This is a genomic window from Streptomyces sp. NPDC059917, assembly GCF_042730635.1.
In the GTDB taxonomy this organism is placed as follows: Bacteria; Actinomycetota; Actinomycetes; order Streptomycetales; family Streptomycetaceae; genus Streptomyces.
This window is the reverse complement of the sequence record NZ_JBHWLC010000086.1, coordinates 15,348-32,735: the sequence shown is the minus strand read 5'-3', so window position 1 is coordinate 32,735 and position 17,388 is coordinate 15,348. Positions and strand designations below refer to the sequence as shown.

The following is a 17,388-nucleotide window of genomic DNA, read 5'->3' as shown; positions in this document are numbered from 1 at the left end:
CCGGAGAGGGGGACCGGCCGCCGCCGTGTGCGTGTGCGCTGTGCGCGTCAGCTCGCGGGCTCGGCCTCCGGCGCCGGCTCCGGCTCCGCGGGGATCCGTACGGACTCCAGCAGCAGCTGCGCCACGTCGACGACCTGCACCGACTCCTTCGCCTGGCCGTCGTTCTTCTTGCCGTTGACCGAGTCGGTCAGCATGACCAGGCAGAACGGGCAGGCGGTCGAGACGATGTCGGGGTTGAGGGACAGGGCCTCGTCGACGCGCTCGTTGTTGATGCGCTTGCCGATCCGCTCCTCCATCCACATCCGCGCGCCACCGGCGCCGCAGCAGAAGCCCCGCTCCTTGTGGCGGTGCATCTCCTGCTGGCGCAGGCCCGGCACGGCCGACATGATCTCGCGCGGCGGCGTGTAGACCTTGTTGTGGCGGCCCAGGTAGCAGGGGTCGTGGTAGGTGATCAGGCCGTCGACCGGGGTGACCGGGGTGAGGCGGCCCTCGTCGATCAGGTGCTGGAGCAGCTGCGTGTGGTGGATGACCTCGTACTCGCCGCCCAGCTGCGGGTACTCGTTCGCGATGGTGTTGAAGCAGTGCGGGCAGGTGGAGACGATGCGCTTCGCCGACTTCGGCTTCTTCGTCGACGGGTCGTCGTCGTCCTCGCCGAAGGCCATGTTGAGCATGGCCACGTTCTCCTGGGCGAGCTGCTGGAAGAGCGGCTCGTTGCCCAGGCGGCGCGGGGAGTCACCCGTGCACTTCTCGTCGCCGCCCATGATCGCGAACTTGACGCCCGCCATGTTCAGCAGCTCCGCGAAGGCCTTCGTGGTCTTCTTGGCCCGGTCCTCCAGGGCGCCGGCGCAGCCGACCCAGTAGAGGTAGTCGTACTCGGAGAGGTCCTCCGCGTCCTTGCCGATGATCGGGACCTCGAAGTCCACCTCCTTCGTCCACTCGACGCGCTGCTTCTTGGCCAGCCCCCAGGGGTTGCCCTTCTTCTCCAGGTTCTTGAGCATCGTCCCGGCCTCGCTCGGGAAGGCGCTCTCGATCATCACCTGATAGCGGCGCATGTCGACGATGTGGTCGATGTGCTCGATGTCGACCGGGCACTGCTCCACGCACGCGCCGCAGCTGGTGCAGGACCACAGCACGTCCGGGTCGATGACGCCGTTCTCCTCGGCGGTGCCGATGAGCGGGCGCTCGGCCTCGGCCAGGGCGGCCGCCGGTACGTCCTTCAGCTGCTCCGGGGTCGCCTTCTCGTTGCCCTCCATGTCCTTGCCGCCGCCCGCGAGCAGGTACGGCGCCTTGGCGTGCGCGTGGTCGCGCAGGGACATGATCAGGAGCTTCGGGGACAGGGGCTTGCCCGTGTTCCAGGCGGGGCACTGCGACTGGCAGCGGCCGCATTCGGTGCAGGTGGAGAAGTCGAGGATGCCCTTCCAGGAGAACTGCTCGACCTGGGAGACGCCGAAGACGTCGTCCTCGCCCGGCTCCTCGAAGTCGATCTCCTTGCCGCCGCTCGTCATCGGCTGGAGGGCGCCGAGCGCCGTGGAGCCGTCGGCGTTCCGCTTGAACCAGATGTTCGGGAAGCCGAGGAAGCGGTGCCAGGCGACACCCATGTTGGTGTTGAGCGACACGACGATCATCCAGATCAGCGAGGTGCCGATCTTGATCATCGCGGTGAAGTAGATGAGCGTCTGCAGCGTGCCGACCGAGAGGCCCTTGAAGGCCAGCACCAGCGGGTACGAGAGGAAGTACGCCGGCTCGTAGTGGTCGACGTGGTGGATCGCGCCTTCGAGACCGCGCAGGGTCAGGATCGCGAGGCCGATGGTGAGGATGATGTACTCGACGAAGTACGCCTGCCAGGCCTTCGAGCCCGCGAAGCGCGACTTGCGGCCGGCCCGGGAGGGCAGGCTGAGCAGTCGGATGGCGATCAGCACGAGGATGCCGAGGATCGTCATCACGCCGATGAACTCGATGTACAGCTCGAACGGCAGGAAGCCGCCGATGATCGGCAGCGTCCAGTCGGCCTGGAAGAGCTGGCCGTAGGCCTGGGCCAGCGTCGGGGGCAGGGTCAGGAAGCCGATCGCGACGAACCAGTGCGCGAAGCCGACGATGCCCCAGCGGTTCATCCGGCTGTGGCCGAGGAACTCCCTGATCAGGGTGATCGTTCGATCCTTCGGCCGGTCCGTGCGGCTGCCGGCCGGTAGCGGCTGGCCGAGTTTCACGAACCGGTAGATCTGCGCCACGGCTCGGGCGAGCAGCGCGACGCCGACCACGGTCAGGACCAACGACACGATGATCGCGGCGAGTTGCATGGGAGGGCTCCTCGGGCGGGCCAGGGCGGGCACTCGGGCACTTACTAAGCAGTAACTTAGTCAGTCAAGCCTTGAGATTACCCATTCCCCGAGCCGCAATGTAGCCGAGCGCGCGGTGATCTGTGTCGCTCAGGCCACCCTTTGCGGCGCGGGCTCCGTCCGGGGGGCGGTGGCGGGTGCGGCGGGCGGTGCGGCGGCCCGTGCGGGAGGGGTGCCCGTCGGGGGTCTCGGTCCGGCCGTGCGGACCACCGCGCGGGGGGTCTGCGCCAGGATCGCCAGGTCCATCCCGAGCCAGTGGTTCTCCACGTAGTGCCGGTCCAGCAGGTCCATCTCCTCCCAGGGCAGGTCCGAGCGCGCGCTCACCTGCCACAGGCCGGTCATGCCGGGCCGTACGAGCAGCCGCTCGGGGTGCTCCGCGTGGGCGAGGGGGCGGGGGCCGACCAGGGACATCTCGCCGCGGACCACGTTCAGCAGCTGCGGGAGCCCGTCCAGGGCCCAGCGGTCCAGGGCGGCGCCGAGCCGGGGGCCGTCCGTGCGGAAGCGCCAGGTGCGGAAGGGGTGGCCGGCGAGGCCGACGCGGGTCTCCCGTACGAAGGCGCCCGCGCGCGGAGCGGCGGCGTACAGCAGTGCGGCCACCGCGGCCAGGGGGAGGGCCAGCAGGGTCAGCAGGAGCAGCGCGCCGAGGAGGTCGACGACCCGTTTCGCCGGTGGGGCGGCGGGGAGGGGGAGGGGTGGCAGCGGCATGGGGGCACCGTGCCGTACGCCTCCCGGCGGGGGGTGGGGGGCGCGCGGCGGGCCCCTGCCGTCTCCCCCGCTCGGCCCTGCCCCACCCGGGGCTCCGCCCCGGACCCCGCGCCTCAAACGCCGGCGGGGCTGAGTAGGGCCCGCCGAGGGCTGGAGGGCCCGCACCCGCCCCGCTGAGCGTAAGGGCGGCCTAAAAGTTGAGTGGGGTCGGCTCAGGTCTGTTGACGATGTGGGAGCCGTGGTGCATCCTTGAGTCTGTTCCACTCAAGTCAGTGTTGCTGGAGGAATCAAAATGGCACGTGCGGTCGGCATCGACCTGGGCACCACCAACTCGGTCGTCAGCGTTCTGGAAGGCGGCGAGCCCACCGTCATCACCAACGCCGAGGGCGCCAGGACCACGCCGTCCGTCGTCGCCTTCGCCAAGAACGGCGAGGTCCTCGTCGGCGAGGTGGCCAAGCGCCAGGCGGTCACCAACGTCGACAGGACCATCCGGTCGGTCAAGCGCCACATGGGCACCGACTGGAAGATCAACCTGGACGGCAAGGACTTCAACCCGCAGCAGATGAGCGCCTTCATCCTGCAGAAGCTGAAGCGCGACGCCGAGGCGTACCTGGGCGAGAAGGTCACGGACGCGGTCATCACCGTCCCGGCCTACTTCAACGACTCCGAGCGTCAGGCGACGAAGGAGGCCGGTGAGATCGCGGGTCTGAACGTCCTGCGCATCGTCAACGAGCCGACCGCCGCCGCCCTGGCCTACGGTCTCGACAAGGACGACCAGACCATTCTCGTCTTCGACCTCGGTGGCGGCACCTTCGACGTGTCGCTCCTCGAGATCGGCGACGGCGTCGTCGAGGTCAAGGCCACCAACGGTGACAACCACCTCGGTGGTGACGACTGGGACCAGCGCGTCGTCGAGTACCTCGTGAAGCAGTTCCAGAACGGCCACGGCGTCGACCTCGCCAAGGACAAGATGGCGCTCCAGCGTCTGCGCGAGGCCGCCGAGAAGGCGAAGATCGAGCTGTCCTCCTCCACGGAGACCTCGATCAACCTGCCCTACATCACGGCGTCCGCCGAGGGCCCGCTGCACCTGGACGAGAAGCTCACGCGCGCCCAGTTCCAGCAGCTGACCGCGGACCTGCTGGAGCGTTGCAAGGCTCCGTTCCACAACGTCATCAAGGACGCGGGCATCAACCTGTCCGAGATCGACCACGTCGTCCTCGTCGGCGGCTCCACCCGCATGCCGGCCGTCGCCGAGCTCGTCAAGGAGCTCACCGGCGGTCAGGACGCCAACAAGGGCGTCAACCCGGACGAGGTCGTCGCCCTCGGCGCGACCCTCCAGGCCGGTGTCCTCAAGGGTGAGGTCAAGGACGTCCTGCTCCTCGACGTGACCCCGCTGTCCCTCGGTATCGAAACCAAGGGCGGCATCATGACCAAGCTCATCGAGCGCAACACCACGATCCCGACCAAGCGGTCCGAGATCTTCACGACGGCCGAGGACAACCAGCCGTCCGTGCAGATCCAGGTCTACCAGGGCGAGCGCGAGATCGCGGCGTACAACAAGAAGCTCGGCATGTTCGAGCTGACCGGCCTGCCCCCGGCCCCGCGCGGCGTCCCGCAGGTCGAGGTCGCCTTCGACATCGACGCCAACGGCATCATGCACGTCACGGCCAAGGACCTCGGCACGGGCAAGGAGCAGAAGATGACCGTCACCGGCGGCTCCTCGCTCGCCAAGGACGAGGTCGACCGCATGCGCCAGGAGGCGGAGCAGTACGCGGACGAGGACTCCCGCCGCAAGGAGGCGGCCGAGTCCCGCAACCAGGGCGAGCAGCTCGTCTACCAGACGGAGAAGTTCGTCAAGGACAACGAGGACAAGGTCCCGGCCGACGTCAAGGCCGAGGTCGAGGCCTCCATCGCCGAGCTGAAGGAAAAGCTCAAGGGCGAGGACTCCGCCGAGATCCGCACCGCGACCGAGAAGCTGGGCGCCGTCAGCCAGAAGCTCGGCCAGGCGATCTACGCCGACGCCCAGGGCGCCCAGGCCGCCGGTGGCGCGCCGACCGGTGACGCGGGTCAGGCCAAGGCCGACGACGACGTCGTCGACGCCGAGATCGTCGACGACGAGAAGCCGAAGGGTGGCGCTGCCTGATGTCGGAGGAGACCCCGGGCTTCGACGAGAAGCCCGAAGTCCCCACCGGCGACAAGGCGGACGACGCCGCTGCCGAGCCGAAGGCCGCCGACTCCTCCAAGGAGGAGAAGGCGGCCCCGGCCGGGGACGCAGGAGCAGCCGAGGCGCTCGGCAAGGAAACCGCCCTCCTGGCCCAGCTGGACCAGGCCCGCACCGCGCTCGGCGAGCGCACCGCGGACCTCCAGCGGCTCCAGGCCGAGTACCAGAACTACCGCCGCCGGGTCGAGCGGGACCGGATCGCGGTCAAGGAGATCGCGGTCGCGTCCCTCCTGACCGAACTGCTCCCGACGCTGGACGACATCGGTCGGGCACGGGAGCACGGCGAACTGCTCGGTGGCTTCAAGTCGGTGGCCGAATCGCTGGAGACGGCCGCCGCCAAGATGGGGCTGCAGCAGTTCGGCAAGGAGGGCGAGCCCTTCGACCCGACGATCCACGAGGCCCTGATGCACTCGTACGCGCCGGACGTCACCGAGACGACCTGCGTGGCGATCCTGCAGCCGGGGTACCGGATCGGCGAGCGTACGATCCGTCCCGCGCGCGTCGCGGTGGCCGAGCCCCAGCCGGGCGCGGCCGCTCCGGCCAAGTCCGAGGACGCGGCCGAGCAGAGCACGGACACGGACGGGCCCGACAAGGGCTGAAGGTCTGATGTCAGCACGACACGAGAGGAGGGCCACCGGGGATGAGCACTAAGGACTTCGTCGAGAAGGACTACTACAAGGTCCTCGGTGTCCCGAAGGACGCCACCGAGGCCGAGATCAAGAAGGCGTACCGGAAGCTCGCCCGCGAGTTCCACCCGGACGCCAACAAGGGCGACTCGGCGGCCGAGGAGCGCTTCAAGGAGATCTCCGAGGCGCACGACGTCCTCGGAGACAGCAAGAAGCGCAAGGAGTACGACGAGGCCCGCGCGCTGTTCGGGAACGGTGGCTTCCGCCCCGGTCCCGGCGGTGGCGGCGGTTTCTCCAACTTCGACCTGGGCGACCTCTTCGGAGGCGCCCAGGGCGGGGGCGGAGCGGGCGCCGGCGGCTTCGGCGGCGGTCTGGGCGACGTGTTCGGCGGCCTGTTCAACCGCGGTGGCGCGGGCCCCGGTGCGGGCACCCGCACCCAGCCGCGCCGCGGCCAGGACATCGAGTCCGAGGTCACCCTCTCCTTCACGGAGGCGGTGGACGGGGCCACGGTGCCGCTGCGGATGTCCTCGCAGGCGCCCTGCAAGGCGTGTTCGGGCACCGGCGACAAGAACGGCACGCCCCGGGTGTGCCCGACCTGCGTCGGCACCGGGCAGGTCTCGCGCGGCAGCGGCGGCGGCTTCTCGCTGACCGACCCGTGTGCGGACTGCAAGGGCCGCGGCCTGATCGCCGAGACCCCCTGCGACGTCTGCAAGGGCAGCGGCCGGGCCCGTTCCTCGCGCACCATGCAGGTCCGGATCCCGGCGGGCGTCTCCGACGGCCAGCGGATCCGGCTGCGCGGCAAGGGCGCTCCGGGCGAGCGCGGCGGTCCCGGCGGCGACCTGTACGTCGTCGTGCACGTGGACAGCCACCCGGTGTTCGGGCGCAGGGACGACAACCTCACGGTCACCGTCCCGGTCACCTTCGTCGAGGCGACCCTGGGCGCCGACATCAAGGTGCCGACGCTGAACGGCCCCGCGGTGACGCTGAAGCTGCCGCCGGGCACCCCCAACGGGCGCACGATGCGCGCCCGTGGCAAGGGCGCGGTCCGCAAGGACGGCACCCGCGGCGACCTGCTGGTGACGGTCGAAGTGGCCGTCCCGACAGAGCTGTCGGACAAGGCCCGCGAGGCGCTGGAGTCGTTCCGCGACGCCACGGCCTCGGAGGACCCGCGCTCCATCCTGTTCGAGTCCGCGAAGGGAGCATGACATGGACGGCCGCCGACGCAATCCTTATCAGCTGACCGACGAGACCCCGGTCTACGTCATCTCGGTGGCCGCCCAGCTCTCGGGCCTGCATCCGCAGACCCTCCGCCAGTACGACCGCCTCGGCCTGGTCTCCCCGGACCGGACGGCCGGGCGCGGGCGCCGCTACTCGGCCCGGGACATCGAGCTGCTCCGCACGGTGCAGGCGCTGTCCCAGGACGAGGGCATCAACCTGGCGGGCATCAAGCGGATCATCGAGCTGGAGAACCAGGTCGCCGCGCTCCAGCAGCGCGTCGCCGAGCTGTCCACGGCTGTGGACGGTGCGGCGGCGGTGCTGCGCCAGCGCGAGGCCCAGGTGCACGCCTCGTACCGGCGCGACCTGGTCCCGTACCAGCCGCCGCAGCCGGGCAACGCCCTGGTCGTCTGGCGGCCCAAGCGGCCGCTGGACTGACCCGCGACCCGCCGCGCAGGGACCTTCACGGGCCCCGCTCCCCACCTCGGGGAGCGGGGCCCGTGCGCGTTCCTCAGACCAGGTGGTCGGGGTCGAGGTCCGGGTCCGGGTCGTGTTCGGCGGTGAGCCCGCCGCCGCCCGGCAGGGCGCCCGGTCCGTCGAGGATCCCCGACTGCGCGATGAGGAAGCCGAGCTGCGCCCGGCTGCCGCTGCCCAGGACGGTGGCCAGCTTGGCGATGTGCGCGCGGGCGGTGCGCACGTTCATGCCGAGCCGCCGGGCGATGGCCTCGTCGACGTACCCCTCGACGAGGAGCTGCGCGATGGAGCGCTGGACGCCGGAAATCCCCTCGGGGGTGTGCCGGTACGTCACTTCCTGGCGCAGGGGCACAGCGCGCCGCCAGAGCTGCTCGAAGACCTTGATGAGGTACTCGACCAGACCCGGGTGCCGCAGCTCCAGCGCCACCCGCCGGTCGTCGCTGGCGGGGATGAAGGCCACGGTGCGGTCGAAGATGATCAGGCGCTCTATCAGTTCTTCGAGCGTACGGATCTCCACCTTGCCCGCGGAGATGCGGTCCACGTAGGCCAGCGTGCCCTGGCTGTGGCGCGCGGTGTGCTGGTAGAGGGTCCGTATGCTGACCCCGCGGTCGATCAGCGGGGCGTCGCGCTCCAGCGCCTGGGTCAGGGCGAGCGAGGGCCGGGCGCCGCCGGGCTGGACGGTCAGCACCTCGGTGTGACATTCGGCCGTCGCCAGGTTCAGCGCCGCGTTGATCCGCTCGAATCCCTCCAGCACGGTGATGGCGTGAGTGTTGGCGGGACTCTGGGCACTGATGGTAAGGAACGGCTCGAAAGCGTCGGTGAGATCTACAGCGCTGCGTCGGCGGTCCTGGATCTCACGTTCAATCGGGTGGAGACGTTGGGCCAATGCGACGGATGGGGGAACCGGACGCAGCTGGTTCGCGTCGTCCGGATCGGGCTGCAGAAGAGCGAATTCAAGCAGGCAGGGAGCATTTTCAACTTCTCCCCTTGCGATACGGCCCGTGCTGAGCGCTGCCGCGTAGAGCCGTGCTCCCTCGTCGCACAGAGACGTGACGGGGTGGGGATGTGTCTCGTTTGTGCCGCTTCTGGGCAAATCTCCACCCCCCAGGGTCCTGAACATGCAAGAACATGATGCATCGTCCCTGTGGCAGTGACGTGCCTGAATGAGCCATCGTCGGACACGCGGGGGAGAGGATTCCATCAAGTGAGGACGAAGCCGACCATGTACAAAAGAATGCTTCGCTCGGCGCTTGCCGTTGTTTTCTCCGCCGTTGCGGTTTTTGGTGCAGTCAGCGCCGTCGACACAGACGCGGGGAGCGCCAGGGCCAGCTGGGACACCGGCTGGACGATGGCGCCGGCAGGAACATCGTTCGACACCGGCTGGACCAATGCGCCGGTTCTGAAGAACGGCACGGGCTCGACCGACTCGCCCCAGGGTTCCGAAGGTGACACCGGTTGGACCTCTCACCCCGAGGCGGTGTCCTCATGACCCCCGACGACCGCGACTTCCGTCGCGAAATGGCATCTGCGTACCGGTCCGGATGGCAGTTCATCGATCTCGTCACGGCCATCCCCCACACTGGCGATTCGTTGATGGTCACCCTCTTCGGCCAGCCGATCGTCGTCGTGCGCGAGGAGGACGAGGACGTCCGTGCCTATCGCTGCCTGCGCCGCCCGCGCGGTGCGCCGCAGCCCGTCCGCTGCGAGGTGCGGTACGGGATGGTCTTCGTCAACCTTGATCAGCGCGACCACCAGCTCTTCGAACCCGATGTCACCTCCGCCACCCCCCGCAGTGCCTGAAGCGATTCCCCCGTCGTCGCAGATCGCTCAGGCGCTTCCCCCACACAGCGGCGCCATCGTGAACCTGAACACGATGGCGCCGCTGTGCTGCTCACGTCCAGTGCTTGAACCGGAAACGTTCCGGAATTGGCCCGAATAAATCAGTGGCGCCCGCGCCCGCCCGAGGGGCACACCCCTGCTCCGCCCCTCAGGCGCGGCCCATCGCACGCTCCAGCGTGATCACCAGGACGACCCGGTCCGGATTGGGCGACGGGACGCGTCCGTACCGCTGCGCGTAGCGCTCCACCGCCTCGGCGACCGATGCCTCGTCGTCGAGGATCCTGGCGCGCCCTTCCAGCGTCGCCCAGCGGCGCCCCGCCATCTGGCACACCGCGGCCCGGGCGCCCTCCGGGCCCGCCGCCAGGACGTTGCGGATCTTCTTGCTGTGCTTGTTGCTGATCACCCGCGCCACCCCGGCCTCCGGGTCGTACGTCACGCCCACCGGCACGACGTGCGGACTTCCGTCGGGGCGCGGGGTGGTCAGCGTGCAGACGTGCCGTTCCTGCCAGAAGGCGAGGTAGTCGGCCGTCGGGTTGAGTACGTCATGGGACATGCGCCGAAGCGTACGAGCTTCTTCTTGAGTGGAATAGACTCAACTTTGTGCACGCTTCCCCTAGCAGAGAAGCAACACGAGAAGGAACGGAGAGGAGCCGTACGTGGACGCCGAGCTGACCAACAAGAGCCGGGCCGCCCTGAACGCCGCCACCAGCAGGGCGGTGCAGGGCGGCCACGCCGACCTGACCCCCGCGCACCTGCTGCTGGCCCTGCTCACGGGCGAGGACAACGAGAACGTCACCGACCTGCTCGCGGCCACCGAAGCCGACCAGGCCGTCGTACGGGCGGGCGCCGAGCGCCTGCTCGCCGCGCTGCCCAGCGTCACCGGGTCCACGGTCGCGCCGCCGCAGCCCAGCCGCGACCTGCTCGCCGTACTCGCCGAGGCCGACCGCGAGGCCGGGCGCCTGGGCGACGAGTACCTCTCCACCGAGCACCTCCTCATCGCCATCGCCGCCAAGGGCGGTCCGGCGGGCGAGGTCCTCACCGCACAGGGCGCCACCGCGAAGAAGCTGCTGTCCGCTTTCGAGACCTCACGAGGAGGGCGCCGGGTGACCTCCCCCGACCCCGAGGGCCAGTACAAGGCCCTGGAGAAGTTCGGTACCGACTTCACGGCGGCGGCCCGTGAGGGCAAGCTCGACCCGGTGATCGGCCGGGACCAGGAGATCCGCCGGGTGGTGCAGGTGCTCTCGCGCCGCACGAAGAACAACCCGGTGCTGATCGGCGAGCCGGGCGTGGGCAAGACGGCCGTGGTCGAGGGCCTGGCCCAGCGCATCGTCAAGGGCGACGTCCCGGAGTCCCTCAAGAACAAGCGGCTCGTCTCCCTGGACCTCGGCGCCATGGTGGCCGGGGCGAAGTACCGCGGCGAGTTCGAGGAGCGGCTCAAGACGGTCCTGGCGGAGATCAAGTCCAGCGACGGGCAGATCATCACCTTCATCGACGAGCTGCACACCGTGGTCGGCGCGGGCGCCGGCGGGGACTCGGCGATGGACGCGGGCAACATGCTCAAGCCGATGCTGGCCCGCGGCGAGCTGCGGATGGTCGGCGCGACCACGCTGGACGAGTACCGCGAGCGCATCGAGAAGGACCCGGCGCTGGAGCGGCGCTTCCAGCAGGTGCTGGTCGCCGAGCCGAGCGTCGAGGACACCATCGCGATCCTGCGCGGGCTCAAGGGCCGCTACGAGGCGCACCACAAGGTGGTCATCAACGACAGCGCGCTGGTGGCGGCGGCGACGCTCTCGGACCGGTACATCACCTCGCGCTTCCTGCCCGACAAGGCGATCGACCTGGTCGACGAGGCCGCGTCGAGGCTGCGGATGGAGATCGACTCCTCGCCCGTCGAGATCGACGAGCTCCAGCGCTCCGTGGACCGGCTGCGGATGGAGGAGCTGGCGCTCAAGAACGAGTCCGACCCGGCGTCCATCGAGCGCCTGGAGCGGCTGCGCAAGGACCTCGCCGACAAGGACGAGGAGCTGCGCGGGCTGAACGCGCGCTGGGAGAAGGAGAAGCGCTCCCTGAACCGGGTCGGCGAGCTGAAGGAGCGCCTGGACGACCTGCGCGGCCAGGCCGAGCGCGCCCAGCGCGACGGCGACTTCGACGCGGCCTCGCAGCTGCTCTACGGGGAGATCCCGGCGCTGGAGCGCGAGCTGGCCGAGGCCACCGAGGCCGAGGCCGAGGTCTCCCTGGACACGATGGTCAAGGACGAGGTCGGTCCGGACGACATCGCCGACGTGGTGGGCGCCTGGACCGGGATCCCGGCCGGGCGGCTGCTGGAGGGCGAGACGCAGAAGCTGCTGCGCATGGAGGAGGAGCTGGGGCGGCGCCTGATCGGGCAGAAGGAGGCGGTGCAGGCCGTCTCGGACGCCGTGCGCCGCACCCGGGCCGGGATCGCGGACCCGGACCGGCCGACGGGCTCGTTCCTCTTCCTGGGGCCGACGGGCGTGGGCAAGACGGAGCTGGCGAAGGCGCTCGCGGACTTCCTCTTCGACGACGAGCGGGCCATGATCCGCATCGACATGTCGGAGTACGGCGAGAAGCACAGCGTGGCCCGCCTGGTCGGCGCCCCGCCCGGGTACGTCGGCTACGAGGAGGGCGGCCAGCTGACCGAGGCGGTGCGCCGGCGCCCGTACTCCGTGGTGCTCCTCGACGAGGTCGAGAAGGCCCACCCCGAGGTCTTCGACGTGCTGCTCCAGGTCCTGGACGACGGGCGGCTCACCGACGGGCAGGGCCGGACGGTGGACTTCCGCAACACCATCCTGGTGTTGACCTCGAACCTGGGCAGTCAGCACCTGATGGACCCGCTGACCTCGGCTGAGGTGAAGAAGGCGCAGGTCCTGGAGGTGGTGCGGGCGAGCTTCAAGCCCGAGTTCATCAACCGCCTCGACGACCTCGTCGTCTTCACCGCACTGGACCGCGACGAGCTCGCGCACATCGCCGAGCTCCAGATCGCCCGGCTGGCGGCCCGCCTCGCCGAGCGGCGCCTGACCCTGGACGTGACGCCGCAGGCGCTGGCCTGGCTCGCGGACCAGGGCAACGACCCGGCCTACGGCGCCCGCCCGCTGCGCCGCCTGATCCAGACCGCGATCGGCGACCGGCTCGCCAAGGAGATCCTCGCGGGCGAGGTCAAGGACGGCGACACGGTCCGCGTGGACGTGGCGGGCGACGGCCTGCTGGTCGGCAAAGCGCTCTGATCCGGCCGGTCCGGTCGCCCCGTGCGACCGGACCACTCCGGCCATACAGGCGCTTAACCAGCTCTTATGCGTGTCCGCCCGGAGCGGATCGGGTGTCCGGGGGTGGACACGGGGTGGGCGCGATGGGGGAGTATGAAGCAATCCGCACGAAGGGAAGTACACGGTGAGCATCGACCCGGCCTCGATTCCGAATTTCGGGGGCCAGCCCGAACCGCAGGCCACAGGACCGGCGGGCCCCGTCGTCCCCGACCAGGACCTGGTCAAGCAGCTCCTGGAGCAGATGGAGCTGAAGTACGTCGTCGACGACGAGGGTGACCTCGCGGCGCCGTGGGAGGACTTCCGCACGTACTTCATGTTCCGTGGCGAAGACGAGCAGCAGGTCTTCTCGGTGCGGACGTTCTACGACCGCCCGCACGCCATCGAGGACAAGCACCAGCTCCTCGAGGCGATCGACGACTGGAACCGCCGCACCCTGTGGCCGAAGGTCTACAGCCACACCCACGACGACGGCTCGGTCCGCCTGATCGGCGAGGCGCAGATGCTGATCGGCACCGGCGTCTCCCTGGAGCACTTCGTGTCCTCCACGGTCAGCTGGGTCCGCGCGTCCATCGAGTTCGACAAGTGGCTCCTGGAGCAGTTCGGCCTGGAGAAGGACGTCGACTCGGCGGACGAGAAGGACGACACCGAGGGCGACGACCCGAAGAACTGACGTCGCGCCGTCGGGGACGCCCGCCCGGTGCCCCGAACCGCGCGCCGCTACAGCGGCACGTGGGACACGAGCATCAGGTACGCCCCGTAGCCGCACGAGAGCCCGGCCAGGACCCCGGTCACCACGACCGCCGTCCGCGGCCGGGCTCTCGCCATGGCGGCCGCGAGCGGCAGCAGCAGCGGGAAGGCCGGCAGCAGGAACCGCGGCTTCGACTCGAAGAAGCCCGCGCCGCCGAGGGTTATCACCAGCAGCACGGCCGTGTACACGAGCAGCGGCAGCGGCGCCCGGTCCAGCAGGAGCAGCACCGCCAGGCCCGTCGCCACGGCCAGCACAACGAGCGTCATCGCGGCATTGGGCCCGCTCTGGCCCATCAGCACCCGCGAGGCCGTGCGCACCGCCCCGGCCCCGAAGTCGAAGCGCGAGCCCCAGGAGTCCTGCACGGCGAAGTAGCCGTGCAGGAGGTCGTCGCGCTGCGCCCCCACGGCCAGGAGGTACGCCGCCCAGCCCGCCGGGGCCAGCAGCCCGGCCGCCCACACCTCGGGCCGCCGGTGCCCCCCGCGCGCCAGCAGCGCGTGCAGGGCGGTCACCGACACCGCGGCGGCCACCGCGATGCCGGTCGGCCGGGTCAGGCCGGCCAGGACGGCGAGGCCCGCCGCCCACAGCCACCGCTCGCGCAGCAGCGCGTACAGCGACCAGGCGGCCAGCGCGGCCAGCAGCGCCTCCGTGTACCCGGCGGTGAACACCACGGCGTGCGGCTGCACCCCCCACAGCGCCACCAGCAGCACCCCGGTCCGGGCCCCGGCCACCCGCTCGCCGACCCGGTAGATCCCGACGGCGGCCGCCGCGGCCGCCCCCCAGGCGACCAGGAGACCCGCCCCGGCGGCCCCCACGGGCAGCAGGAGGGTCGTGAGCCGCATCAGTGAGGGATAGAGCGGGAAGAAGGCCAGATCGCTCTGTACGGCGCCGCTGTGCGGCCAGGCGAGGCTGCGCCCGTACCCGTGCTCGGTGATCGCGACGTACCAACCGGAGTCGAAGGAGGTGCCGAGGACGGTGAGCGGATCGCGGTCCGTCGCCCAGGCGCCGAGGGCGATCACGAGCACCCCGACGGCGCGGACCGCGACGAACACCGCCAGCGCGGTGGTCCCGGCCGAGAGGGCCGCCGTTCGCGGACGCGGCGGGACCTTCACCGTGCTCGTGCCCGTGGTCATCTCTGCGGCCTTCCGGTTCCTGCGTGCGAGCGCGTGCGTCCGTCCGCGGGTGGAAGGCCGTCAGGGAGACCCTACGAGTCGCCGGGCGGCCGGGGCCGCCCGGTCCCTCAGAGCCGGGAGAGGCGGCCCAGTCGGGTGGCCGCCTCCTGGAGGACGGAATCCCTCTTGCAGAAGGCGAAGCGGACCTGGGTGGCGCCCGCGGCCTTGTCGTCGTAGAAGACCTGGTTGGGGATGGCCACGACCCCGCACAGGGCGGGCAGGCGGCGGCAGAAGTCCAGGCCGTCGCGCTCCCCGAAACCGGCGATGTCGGTGGTGATGAAGTAGGTGCCGGCCGGGGCGTAGACCTCGAAGCCGGCCGCCGTCAGGCCCGCGGAGAGGATGTCGCGCTTGCGGGCCATGTCGGCGCGCAGGCCCTCGTAGTAGGCGTCGGGCAGGTCCAGGGCGTCGGCGATCGCGTACTGGAAGGGGCCCGAGGAGACGTAGGTCAGGAACTGCTTGGCCGAACGGACCGCCGTGACCAGCTCCGGCGGGGCCGTCACCCAGCCGACCTTCCAGCCGGTGAAGGAGAAGGTCTTGCCCGCGGAGGAGATCGTCACCGTGCGCTCGCGCATGCCGGGCAGCGCGGCGAGCGGGGTGTGCGCGCCCTCGAAGACCAGGTGCTCGTACACCTCGTCGGTGACGACGAGGAGGTCCCGCTCGACGGCGAGGGCGGCGATCCCGGCCAGCTCGGCCGGGGTGAGCACGGTGCCCGTCGGGTTGTGCGGGGTGTTCAGGAGCAGCAGCCGGGTGCGCGGGGTGACGGCGGCGCGCAGCTCGTCGAGGTCGAGGGCGAAGGCGCCGGCGTGCGGGCGCAGGGTGACCGGCACGCGGGTGGCACCCGCCATGGCGATGCAGGCGGCGTAGGAGTCGTAGTAGGGCTCCAGGGCGATGACCTCGTCACCCGGTTCGAGGAGGGCGAGGAGGGCGGCCGCGATGGCTTCGGTGGCGCCCGCCGTGACCAGGACCTCGGTGTCGGGGTCGTAGGACAGGCCGTAGAAGCGCTGCTGGTGGCGGGCGACGGCGGCGCGCAGCTCGGGGACGCCGGGACCGGGCGGGTACTGGTTGCCGCGCCCGGAGAGCACCGCGCGGGACGCGGCCTCGGCGATCTCGGCGGGGCCGTCGGTGTCGGGGAACCCCTGGCCCAGGTTGATCGATCCCGTGCTCGTGGCCAGGGCGGACATCTCCGCGAAGATCGTCGTCCCGAAGGAGGCGAGACGGCGGTTCAGGAAGGGGCGGCTGCCGCCCACGGGTGCGCTCATGGGCGTCATCCTTGGCCAACCTCTGGAGTTGCTCAAGTGTGCTTTGGCCGGAAGGGGCCGCGGGAATCCCCCTGTCACGCGGGACGCGGGGATCCCGCCCCTCGGGGGACCGAGGCGTACAGGAAGGGGGCGAGGACCATGTTCCTGGCCTTTTTCGCAGTGATCGCGGCCGCACTGGTGGGGTTCTTCGTGTGGCTGGCGTACGGCGGGTCGCGGGGCGGATCGCGGGGGTCCCGGGGCTCCTCCGGTTCCTCTTCCGACTCCGGCTCCGGCAGCTGGTGGGCGGGCGACAGCGGGTCGTCGTCGTCGCACGGCGGCGGCTCGTCCTGCTCGTCCTCTTCGTCCTCGTGTTCGAGCAGCTCCTGCGGCTCGTCCTCGTCGTCCTGCGGGGGCGGCGGGTGCGGCAGCAGCTGACCGGGGGCGCGGCGCGGAGTAGGCGCTCGGAATATGCGGTGGGAAGGTGCCCGGCGGGGGTGGGTTTCGCCGGGCGCATTCCCGTGGAACCCCTGGTTGGGGCGCTTGTGGGACCGCCGCGCGGGACCGGTGGTTGAACACCTGAACTGTGGGGCCCCCGGGGGGATGTAAACCCCGTCAAGTTGGGTAAAAACGCTGTGAGTGCCGTGCCTTTCATGATTCCCTCGGTTGAGTAGACCAGTCCTCGGACCTCGCTGGACTTCCTGTGGACCCGAGCCGGTGACCCCCACCCGTTGACCACCGCTGGCGGGTCCCGGCCCATCTCCCCTCGCGCGTTTGCGGAGCCGACTCATGCTCACGACCCTCCAGACCACCTATACCGACACGCGTGCAGCCGACCTCGCCTGGGCCCTGGGTCGGGAGCGGCTGCCCGCCCTCGCCGTACTGAACCTCGAGCTGGAGAGCGCGAAGGTGGAGCTGCGCCTGCTCGGCGCCTCCCACCAGGTGTTGTTGGAAGAGGGCGAAGTGCTCTGCTCGGAGACGGTCGCCTGCATGCCCGGCAGCAGCACCCCGCTGCCGCTCGGCGTGGCCAAGCGGGTGGGCGACTGGGAGTACGAGTTCGCCGCGCGCGTGGAGATCCTCTCCGAGGGCTCCTTCGCCGGGCGGGCGCAGGAGCTGCTCGCCCTGGTCGCGGATCACCCGAACGGGCTCGCCGGCACCTTCCCCGGCAGCCCGTACGCCTTCACCGCGCTGCTCGCGCAGCGCTGCGAGGGGCAGGTGAGGTGGCGCACCTGGCACGCCTACCCGCAGGAGGGGCAGCTGGTCGCGACCCGGACCCGGGTGGGCGTACGGATGGCGGCCGCGGCGCAGTAGGGCCCGGTCGTACGCGCGGCGCACCGCTTCCGCACCGGTTCGGCCGCCGCTTCCGGCATCGGTTCGGTCGGGTCCGCGGCGGGTCCGAGGCGGGTCCGCGCCGGGTTCGAGGCGGGTCCGGGTCGGGTCCGCGGCGCCGGGTCCGGCGTGTCCGGGGCCGGGTGGTGCCGCGGTCCCGGCGCGCGGGGTCGCCCGGGGATCGCCCGCCGGTTACGCCAAGTGGCCCGG

The 17,388-nt window shown here is 70.7% G+C and carries 15 protein-coding genes; 9 read left to right on the top strand and 6 right to left on the bottom strand.

Translation table 11 applies throughout. From position 1 onward, the window contains the following. Positions 1-47: 47 nt before the first annotated feature. Together ACFWAR_RS33520 and ACFWAR_RS33515 are read right to left on the bottom strand one after the other, a co-directional pair. Complete coding sequence (locus tag ACFWAR_RS33520; protein ID WP_385785558.1) at positions 48-2,297, bottom strand: (Fe-S)-binding protein; 2,250 nt, start codon at positions 2,295-2,297, stop codon at positions 48-50. Between the two features lie 129 nt (positions 2,298-2,426). Further along, entirely contained in the window at positions 2,427-3,041 is a 615-nt protein-coding gene (locus ACFWAR_RS33515) for a sugar transferase (RefSeq protein WP_385785555.1), read from the bottom strand. Between the two features lie 292 nt (positions 3,042-3,333). On the opposite strand from ACFWAR_RS33515, the gene dnaK reads away from it, so the two are divergent. Genes dnaK through ACFWAR_RS33495 form a run of 4 tightly spaced genes read left to right on the top strand, consistent with a single transcriptional unit; the run spans position 3,334 to position 7,541 of the window. Continuing rightward, on the top strand, positions 3,334-5,184 hold the full coding sequence (dnaK, locus tag ACFWAR_RS33510; protein WP_385785552.1) for a molecular chaperone DnaK: 1,851 nt from the start codon (positions 3,334-3,336) through the stop codon (positions 5,182-5,184). Continuing rightward, positions 5,184-5,861, top strand: a complete 678-nt coding sequence (gene grpE, locus ACFWAR_RS33505) for a nucleotide exchange factor GrpE (RefSeq protein WP_385785549.1) — start codon at positions 5,184-5,186, stop codon at positions 5,859-5,861. Before dnaK ends, grpE begins: the two co-directional genes overlap by 1 nt. 41 nt (positions 5,862-5,902) lie before the next feature. Continuing rightward, complete coding sequence (gene dnaJ, locus ACFWAR_RS33500) at positions 5,903-7,093, top strand: molecular chaperone DnaJ (RefSeq protein WP_385785547.1); 1,191 nt, start codon at positions 5,903-5,905, stop codon at positions 7,091-7,093. A gap of 1 nt (position 7,094) precedes the next feature. Then, positions 7,095-7,541, top strand: a complete 447-nt coding sequence (locus tag ACFWAR_RS33495) for a heat shock protein transcriptional repressor HspR (protein ID WP_283454134.1) — start codon at positions 7,095-7,097, stop codon at positions 7,539-7,541. Positions 7,542-7,614: 73 nt separating this feature from the next. On the opposite strand, the gene ACFWAR_RS33490 is transcribed toward ACFWAR_RS33495, so the two are convergent. After that, entirely contained in the window at positions 7,615-8,697 is a 1,083-nt protein-coding gene (locus tag ACFWAR_RS33490; protein ID WP_385785545.1) for a helix-turn-helix transcriptional regulator, read from the bottom strand. Positions 8,698-8,781: 84 nt separating this feature from the next. Between ACFWAR_RS33490 and ACFWAR_RS33485 the strand changes: the two genes are divergently transcribed. Next, a complete protein-coding gene (locus tag ACFWAR_RS33485) occupies positions 8,782-9,066 on the top strand; it encodes a hypothetical protein (RefSeq protein WP_385785542.1) in 285 nt (94 codons plus the stop codon). Beyond that, positions 9,063-9,377 (top strand): (2Fe-2S)-binding protein, encoded by a 315-nt coding sequence (locus ACFWAR_RS33480; protein WP_385785539.1) that lies wholly within the window; start codon positions 9,063-9,065, stop codon positions 9,375-9,377. Before ACFWAR_RS33485 ends, ACFWAR_RS33480 begins: the two co-directional genes overlap by 4 nt. Before the next feature lie 187 nt (positions 9,378-9,564). Here the strand turns inward: ACFWAR_RS33480 and ACFWAR_RS33475 are convergent, their stop codons facing one another. Beyond that, entirely contained in the window at positions 9,565-9,969 is a 405-nt protein-coding gene (locus tag ACFWAR_RS33475; RefSeq protein ID WP_385785536.1) for a pyridoxamine 5'-phosphate oxidase family protein, read from the bottom strand. Between the two features lie 103 nt (positions 9,970-10,072). Here ACFWAR_RS33475 and clpB point away from each other — a divergent pair, with 103 nt between their 5' ends. Both clpB and ACFWAR_RS33465 read left to right on the top strand, forming a co-directional pair. Further along, positions 10,073-12,658 (top strand): ATP-dependent chaperone ClpB, encoded by a 2,586-nt coding sequence (clpB, locus tag ACFWAR_RS33470; RefSeq protein WP_385785533.1) that lies wholly within the window; start codon positions 10,073-10,075, stop codon positions 12,656-12,658. Between the two features lie 163 nt (positions 12,659-12,821). After that, complete coding sequence (locus ACFWAR_RS33465; protein WP_385785530.1) at positions 12,822-13,367, top strand: YbjN domain-containing protein; 546 nt, start codon at positions 12,822-12,824, stop codon at positions 13,365-13,367. 47 nt (positions 13,368-13,414) lie between these two features. Here ACFWAR_RS33465 and ACFWAR_RS33460 read toward each other — a convergent pair whose 3' ends face one another. Both ACFWAR_RS33460 and ACFWAR_RS33455 read right to left on the bottom strand, forming a co-directional pair. Further along, a complete protein-coding gene (locus ACFWAR_RS33460; RefSeq protein WP_385785527.1) occupies positions 13,415-14,575 on the bottom strand; it encodes a hypothetical protein in 1,161 nt (386 codons plus the stop codon). Positions 14,576-14,682: 107 nt separating this feature from the next. Further along, positions 14,683-15,882 carry a pyridoxal phosphate-dependent aminotransferase gene (locus tag ACFWAR_RS33455; protein WP_385785524.1) on the bottom strand — a complete coding sequence of 400 codons (1,200 nt, stop codon included), beginning with the start codon at positions 15,880-15,882 and terminating at the stop codon, positions 14,683-14,685. A 756-nt stretch (positions 15,883-16,638) separates the two neighbouring features. On the opposite strand from ACFWAR_RS33455, the gene ACFWAR_RS33450 reads away from it, so the two are divergent. Continuing rightward, a complete protein-coding gene (locus tag ACFWAR_RS33450; protein WP_385785521.1) occupies positions 16,639-17,160 on the top strand; it encodes a DUF2617 family protein in 522 nt (173 codons plus the stop codon). Positions 17,161-17,388: the final 228 nt, after the last annotated feature.